The sequence below is a fragment of the Cedecea sp. NFIX57 genome (assembly GCF_900177785.1).
Lineage (GTDB): Bacteria > Pseudomonadota > Gammaproteobacteria > Enterobacterales > Enterobacteriaceae > Cedecea > Cedecea neteri_C.
In genome coordinates this window covers 25,977-33,162 of the sequence record NZ_FXAS01000040.1, presented here as the reverse complement: position 1 = coordinate 33,162, position 7,186 = coordinate 25,977, and the positions used below count along the sequence as shown (strand labels likewise).

Below are 7,186 nucleotides of genomic sequence, written 5' to 3'. Positions count from 1 at the left end.
GCCTGCAACTGTTTTTCGTCCATAAATTAACCTGCTTTTGATGTTGGATTGAACATATCAAAATCAGGCAATTACACAAATTTATGTACAGGCTCATCGCAGCCCCCATAACGCCCCGCTCGCCTGGTGATTTTTATCCGCTCGGGCATGGGGTTAAAAACATCGGAAGCCGTGAGGGCAGACGTAGAAAACCGATTATTTTTTGGCATACACTTGTTTTATGTATCTTCCACGACCGTCCCCGTGCCCTAAATCCATCGACGTTGCTGCCAGAGCCTCTTTTTCACTTAATCCCCGACGTTCATAAAATCTGATGGCATCCTGTGCCCAGGCGTAGCGCAGGGAGTGAGGTGAATACTCGCCGGTCAGCCCTGCCTCGCTAAGATGATGGCGCCAGTAGGTCATCGCAGATTTTAGATCCGGTTTGTCTATCAGACGACCGTGTCGCGCCTTGATGATCTGTAGCCCACACCTGACGGTCTGATGAATCACGTCTCTTTCTACCACCTGTGTCATTCTGGGGCGGCCCCCTTTAGTACCAAATATCACAAACAACTGTTCAGCCCCTTTATCCAGTTGCCTGCTCCACGTTTTGATTGACTGACAGCACTGCACTGCCTCCTGGCCACGCAACCCCATCATTCTCGCCAGCGTCAGGCACACGGCCAGCCCCGCATCGTAACGCGCTATCTGTTCCAGTACCCGCCGATAAACTTCATCAGGAACAGCTTTATGCCTCCCGTCACGGCTGGCACCATTAATGCCCAGTGATTTATTGCTTATACCTTCTGACTGACTTAACTTCGTGCAGCCCGCATCCCACAGTATGGTGCGGACCATAGCCATCTCATTTTGCAACGTACGCAGGGAAATCCCCTTTGCCAGTCGGGCCTGAATATAGCCTGCAATGTACCGTGTTTTAAGCTGACAGGTCCTGGTTATCTGGATATTCTGGCCCAGCAGATAACGGGCAAAACGCTGCGCCATCTGTTCGCGGTCATACACGGTCCTGAAACTGCCGCCGGCACGGTGCGCCAACGTTTTCATATCCTGCGCCAGTCGAGACATATCACTCCCTCCTTCGTAATGAGGCAACAGGGGCTTCCGGCGCGCGGTGAATGCACACGCAGTCATCACTGCGAAGTGCTGAACGATATCGGTGCGCCGGAAAGGCTGTCGTTAAGGTATTGCGGGGTACAGCGCTGCGTGATGTGCAGGCTGCCTGCAAGAACAGGTGTGCCCCCGGATCATCGTGATCCGCCTCCGATATGGGTTCATTCCTATTTTTATAACCGTCGGTGCATCATTGACGCCGCTGAAAAGAAAGACAGCAGACTGGCGTGATGACGCCTGCAATGCGACCCGGTGTGGCGTTCGCTTACGACCTGCTCCCCGTGTCGAATGCCAGGTAAAATGACACAATCTTGAGGCTATTGGGGAGAGATGACCTGTCACAACCCAGGCATAAGTCATTGTGGTATATCATGTAAATCCGGCCCATACAGACTGACAGTTGTCAGGCAGGCAGGAAAGCGTTGGTGATCTGTTCTCCCCTGTCGTCGTGAGCACGTATCTGACACGACACCGTCATACCTGACCGGGAGACTGCCGTTAAAGTGGCAGGCATTGCGGTGAAAAGCCGGTGAACGGTTACCCCCGATCACCATGACCGCGCGCACAGCACAAAACCGTCATATCAGAAAAGACGGACTGTAACGTAAAAGTATGGACGGTACCCCGGGGGATCCAGTGAGCGATTTCCCAGTCGTCGTGGCAGAATATAAAAAGGTGGACGCAGTCTTACCGGATGGTCAGATGCAGTCAGAGTGGCAGACATTGCTGCAAGTCAGGCGGTCTATCACAGCCCCGGTGTCGTGACCGCTGCGGGGCCCTGGTGTGCAACCTTCAGTTGCATTGGTATATGCCCAACTTACGCCTGTCTCTGATATCACGCAAGATGAAATTTTCATCGTTGAGAAAGACCCGTCACCCCGTATCCAGGCAAACAGCCTCAGCGAGAACGTCACCAGCCCATTGAGTGGGGATGAACCGACTGCACATCTGAGAAAAAAGGGGCAAAATCAGAGGAAGAACGTCCCGGTGAAGATGGTTCAGTGGGACTGAGCGATCGCCATCGTATTCTGGTGGTAGTGTGGGCAGTGCGCCCCTTGAAGTGATAAAGCAAAACATTGAGGCACAGAGCCGTTCTCGTTAGCGCCTTTACGGGCACCTCGATCAGCCTCCTCCGAGTAAAAGGAAAAGGCTACCCGCGAAAATGCGGTGACTATCGTTTTTTGTACTGCGCCTCAAGCTCAGGCAACGGCTGGCAGCCGCTGGTGTCGCTCTTTTTCACTTTCTCCAGCGCGCTTGCCACGGTATGGCGCGCCAGTACTGCCAGCGACGCCTCTTCCGCTTCTTCCGCAACAGTTTTGAAGTACCAGCAGGCGTTGGCGCTGACCACACAGCGGGCAGGCACGTCAGGGCGAGACGCCCAGATTTTTTTGTCTTCAATCACCGACAGGTAAATATCTCGCAGGGTTATCTCTTCGGCCGGGCGGCCAAGATGAATGGAACCGTTGCGTCCCAGCGTCGAGACGATAATGCCGTCTCGCGTGAGGGGAACCATCAGTTTACGGATAAAGCTCGGGTTGGCTTCCAGCCCGTAGGCAAGGATAGCGCTGGTCGAACGTTCACCCATTTGCTCCGCCATCGCTACGCTGAGAACCATCTGCAAAGCTGTCGGGAAGCGGTAATCTAACATTTCATTTTCCTGGGGCGCGGTGAATTTTGTTCTTTTTGGCACCGCTAGGTGAATAATCAATGAGCAACAATATACCAAATGTCACGTTTTTTTTGAAGCAATCTGAGCTTTAGCCGGGAGACAGCTCAAAATAACCGAAAGCTCATATTCAATAAGTTACGGGACTAAACTATTCAATAAATGAATTCTGGCAGGCCGGTAAATTAATTCAAGTAGTTGCCATGCTGAATAATAAGTCATGTAGCTGAGGTTTAATAAAATGCCCCGGCCAGGTTTGACCGGGGAACCGGGTTAGCGACACTCCGCTTTCCAGTTTAACGCCTGCAGCGCCGCCATATCTTTGTCGTTATCCGCCTTAATACGCTTCACCATGTCGTTTTCGGTTACTTTTGCATCGGCGGGATACTGGCGGGCAAACTGCAGGTTGACGATGCCGCGGCAGGCCTCACGGGCGAGCCACACGTCAGACTCGTAGCCGCTTTGCTTTGCGTCCCCCGGCTTCGGCAGATAGATAATCCGCACCTCGGCCACGTCGCCATTTTTCGCTATATCGAAATGTGGCTTCGGCACCGTGCGGTTTAACTCCACCGCCGTCGCCTGCATCCAGCGGTCAAGCGGGGCGTTGAGTTTGATCTGATTGACCGTAATCAGCCGGGTCCACTGCCAGTTTTCGGCTTTTTCACCATCGGTGGTGTATTCCCATACCGCCTGCTGCGGCGTTGACCGGGTGAAAGACTGCCCGTAGGTTTTTCCTGCAAAGGTGATGGTTTGCGGGGCGGCCAGGTCTTTAATTTGCGATGTTTTTGCCGACTGCGGGCCCGCACAGGCGGCCAGCAGACAGGTCGAAGCCAGGATAGCGATGGAGTAACGATTCAACGGTAAGTTTCCTTCTTTTTGTTATTTAATCACGCCAGAAGTCGAGGCAGAAAATAGCCTGTCGCCGACTAAAACAACGGTTTTCGGCAATTTTCCGCCCTCTGAACATAGAGGTAAGTGAATGCATTTTCAATTCAGGAAGTCTGAAACCTGCAGGGGATCAAATAGCACCAGACTTCAGATTCAAATAACGACCGATCGTGCAGATTGCATACTCAAGCAATAGACATTTCCCCACACACCTTTCGATAAAAGATCGTCGATTGACCATCACTGACATCAATAAAGTTCTGATTAAGATCATCGAACTGCCTTAACGACCCTATACTTATCGACGACACTTTCCGCACGTTCTGTTCTGCATGCACTGATTTATGCGAGATAACGATATGGAATTAAAGGATTATTACGCCATCATGGGCGTGAAACCGACGGACGAACTCCAAACCATCAAAACCGCCTACCGCCGCCTGGCGCGCAAATATCACCCCGACGTCAGCAAAGAGCCCGACGCAGAAGCCCGCTTTAAAGAAGTGGCGGAAGCCTGGGAAGTGCTGAGCGACGAGCAGCGCCGGGCTGAATACGACCAGATGTGGCAGCACCGCAACGACCCGCCGTTTAATCAGCCCTTCCACCAGGGCGACGAGCAGAGCTACAACGCCCAGGACTTCGACGATATCTTCTCTTCCATGTTCGGCCAGCAGGCCCGGCAGTCGCGCCAGCCGCATGCCGCGCGCGGCCACGATGTAGAAATCGAAGTCGCCGTATTCCTGGAAGAGACGCTGGCCGAACACAGCCGCACCATCAGCTACAGGCTGCCGGTCTACAACGTCTTTGGCATCGTCGAGCAGGAAATCCCTAAAACGCTGAATGTAAAAATTCCGGCGGGCGTCGGTGACGGGCAACGCATCCGCCTTAAAGGCCAGGGTACCCCGGGGGAAAATGGCGGGCCAAACGGTGACCTGTGGCTGGTTGTCCATATCGCGCCGCATCCACTGTTCGATATTGTCGGCCACAATCTGGAAGTCGTGTTGCCATTGGCCCCGTGGGAAGCCGCGCTGGGGGCAAAAGTCGAGGTTCCTACCCTCAAAGACAGTATTTTGATGACCATTCCAGCCGGCAGTCAGGCCGGACAGAAGCTGCGCATCAAGGGCAAAGGACTGGTGAGTAAACAGCATACCGGCGACCTGTTCGCGGTGATTAAAATCGTGATGCCGCCTAAGCCAGACGAAAACGCTGCGGCACTCTGGCAGCAGCTGGCAGACGCCCAGCCGACGTTCAATCCGCGCAAAGATTGGGGGAAAAATAATGGCTAACGTCACCGTCACTTTTACCATCACCGAGTTCTGCCTGCACACTGGCATTCATGAAGATGAGCTCAATGAAATCGTCGGGCTTGGCGTCGTCGAACCTTACGATTTTGAGATCAAACCGTGGCAGTTTGACGACCATGCGATCAACATAGCGCAGCGAGCATTGCGGCTAAGACGAGAATTAGAACTCGACTGGCCGGGCATCGCCGTGGCGCTCACGCTGCTGGAGGAAAACGAACGCCTGCGCCAGGAGAATCGCCTGCTCAGGCAGCGGATAGGCCGTTTTATTCGCCATCCATAAGCTTATATTCCGGTGGATTATTCAGCAGAATATATCCACCAGCCGTGAACATCCGGATTCATTTAGGAATATTACCTAAGGCAACTTCCGCTTCGCTGTGCCAGGCTTATTCACGGTCATAAGGACTGATAACGTTTGTTGAGGATATTATGAAAAAAACGATCATCGCTTTATCTGCAATTCTGCTGGCTGCTCCTGTTTTTGCCGCGACCACCACACATGCAACTGATGAGACCGTCGCTGCGGCGCACGAAGGCGCGAACACCGCTAAAGAGAAGCTGCACGAGGCAGAAAACAAAGGCGAAGAGCTGAAGCTTAAGTCTAAACACGCCGCCGAAGGTAAAAGCGACAGCGTAGGCAGCAAGGTGAGCGAAGGCTCCCAGAAGGCCTGGCATAAAACCAAAGAAGGCACCGAGAAAGGTTGGGACGCAACCAAAGAAGGCGCTGAAAAAGGCTGGAATAAGACCAAAGAAGGCGCGGCTGACCTGAAGAAAAAGGTCACTGAATAATTAGCCGTCTCTGCACAATAAGCCGCGAAAGCGGCTTTTTTTCTACCCGAAACCCGAGAGTCACTCATAAGAAGATCGAATGAGTCAGCCACTTCGCCGATCGCTATACTTTGAAAAAAACAACGATTCAGGGATTACGATGTTCACTATTACCCCCTGCTCCCCTTCTGCCCCTGAACTGCAGGCGCTCGTTGCCGAACTGGATGCCTTCCAGCAGCAGCTCTACCCCGCGGAGAGCAATCACTGCGTTGAATTAACCACCGTTGCAGAAGGCAAAATTCGCTGCCTGCTGGTACATAATCAGCAGGCCGAGGCCGTCGGCTGCGGCGCGCTCCTGCTGCAGGATAACGGCGAAGGCGAGCTAAAAAGGATTTTTATTAAACCGTCTTCCCGTGGCTTAAAACTGGGTGAAACGATAGTCGCCGGACTGGAGGCTGAAGCTCGTCAGGCTGGCTGTGACGTACTGCGGCTGGAGACCGGTATTCATCAGCAGCCGGCCATCAGGCTCTACCAAAACTGCCGCTATTCGATATGCGAGGCCTTTTCTCCCTACCAGCCCGATCCGCTGAGCATTTTTATGGTGAAACATCTCTAGCGATACCTTCTGGCAAAATATTGAGTGGGGGATTTGCCTAACGCTTTTTTAAACCCCCCTGAAAAAGCTCCCGGGCTGCTATAGCCTAAATCCAGCGCAATACGCGTGATCGCCTCCCCTTCACCTAACCGACCTATCGCCGCCAGCAGGCAAGCCTGTTGCCGCCACACCACAAAGCTGATGCCGGTCTGCTGTCTGAACTGGCGGGTAAAGGTTCGGCGGCTCATCCCCGCGCGTGTTGCCATATCGTCGACGGACGTTTCCAGCGAAGGTGCCAGCAAAAACGCCCGGCAGGCCGCCTGCAAACGAGGTTCGTCGGGCAGCGGGGCATTGAGAGAAAGCGCGGGCATCGCGGCTATTTCATAGAGCAACAAATCAAGCAGGCTTTGGCCCCGCCCTTCAGCCTGGCGGACATCAGCCAGGGTTACGGCCTGCGCCAGCAGTTCGCGCAGCAGCGGCGAGATGCCAAACACCTGGCAACCCTGCGGCAGCCCAAGCCGCTGAGCAGCGGCCTCGCTGATATAGCTGTTCAACATGGTTACCGGCCCACGCATTTGCATCGAGTGAGCCAAATCGGCAGGCACCCAAATGGCGCACTGCGGCGGCACCGCCCAGTTTTCGTCAGGCGTCTCCACGGAGATAACGCCGCTTGCCGCGTAGGCAAACTGCCCGCGATCGTGGCGATGCTGCGGGAAACACTCCCCATCGGCAAAATGCTTTGCCGTGACGATGATTGCCAGGGGCGAATCCTGATAGAGTACTGTGCTGTTATCTTGCACGGCCCAATTTTACCCATAATTGACCCGTTAATAAAAGCAGGCCAATTTGGGA

8 protein-coding genes are annotated in these 7,186 nt (G+C 53.7%); 4 read left to right on the top strand and 4 right to left on the bottom strand.

What is annotated here, in order from left to right:
- Positions 1–195: 195 nt before the first annotated feature.
- The 3 genes from B9Y90_RS22770 to B9Y90_RS22755 all read right to left on the bottom strand — a co-directional run bounded on the left by B9Y90_RS22770 (position 196) and on the right by B9Y90_RS22755 (position 3,637).
- The gene (locus tag B9Y90_RS22770) at positions 196–1,068 is read right to left on the bottom strand and encodes an integrase domain-containing protein (protein ID WP_085542718.1); all 873 of its coding nucleotides are present in this window, start codon (positions 1,066–1,068) and stop codon (positions 196–198) included.
- A gap of 1,216 nt (positions 1,069–2,284) precedes the next feature.
- Positions 2,285–2,761 (bottom strand): RrF2 family transcriptional regulator, encoded by a 477-nt coding sequence (locus tag B9Y90_RS22760; RefSeq protein ID WP_085542716.1) that lies wholly within the window; start codon positions 2,759–2,761, stop codon positions 2,285–2,287.
- 291 nt (positions 2,762–3,052) lie between these two features.
- Entirely contained in the window at positions 3,053–3,637 is a 585-nt protein-coding gene (locus B9Y90_RS22755) for a hypothetical protein (protein ID WP_085542715.1), read from the bottom strand.
- Between the two features lie 389 nt (positions 3,638–4,026).
- Between B9Y90_RS22755 and cbpA the strand changes: the two genes are divergently transcribed.
- From cbpA to B9Y90_RS22735, 4 genes are all read left to right on the top strand, one after another.
- Positions 4,027–4,953 carry a curved DNA-binding protein gene (gene cbpA, locus B9Y90_RS22750; protein ID WP_085542721.1) on the top strand — a complete coding sequence of 309 codons (927 nt, stop codon included), beginning with the start codon at positions 4,027–4,029 and terminating at the stop codon, positions 4,951–4,953.
- Complete coding sequence (cbpM, locus tag B9Y90_RS22745; protein WP_085542714.1) at positions 4,946–5,251, top strand: chaperone modulator CbpM; 306 nt, start codon at positions 4,946–4,948, stop codon at positions 5,249–5,251. The genes cbpA and cbpM overlap by 8 nt, the downstream gene beginning before the upstream one ends.
- Before the next feature lie 149 nt (positions 5,252–5,400).
- On the top strand, positions 5,401–5,760 hold the full coding sequence (locus tag B9Y90_RS22740) for a hypothetical protein (RefSeq protein WP_039286956.1): 360 nt from the start codon (positions 5,401–5,403) through the stop codon (positions 5,758–5,760).
- Positions 5,761–5,899: 139 nt separating this feature from the next.
- Positions 5,900–6,355, top strand: a complete 456-nt coding sequence (locus B9Y90_RS22735; RefSeq protein WP_085542713.1) for a GNAT family N-acetyltransferase — start codon at positions 5,900–5,902, stop codon at positions 6,353–6,355.
- Here B9Y90_RS22735 and B9Y90_RS22730 read toward each other — a convergent pair.
- A complete protein-coding gene (locus B9Y90_RS22730; protein WP_085542712.1) occupies positions 6,352–7,134 on the bottom strand; it encodes an AraC family transcriptional regulator in 783 nt (260 codons plus the stop codon). The genes B9Y90_RS22735 and B9Y90_RS22730 overlap by 4 nt on opposite strands.
- Positions 7,135–7,186: the final 52 nt, after the last annotated feature.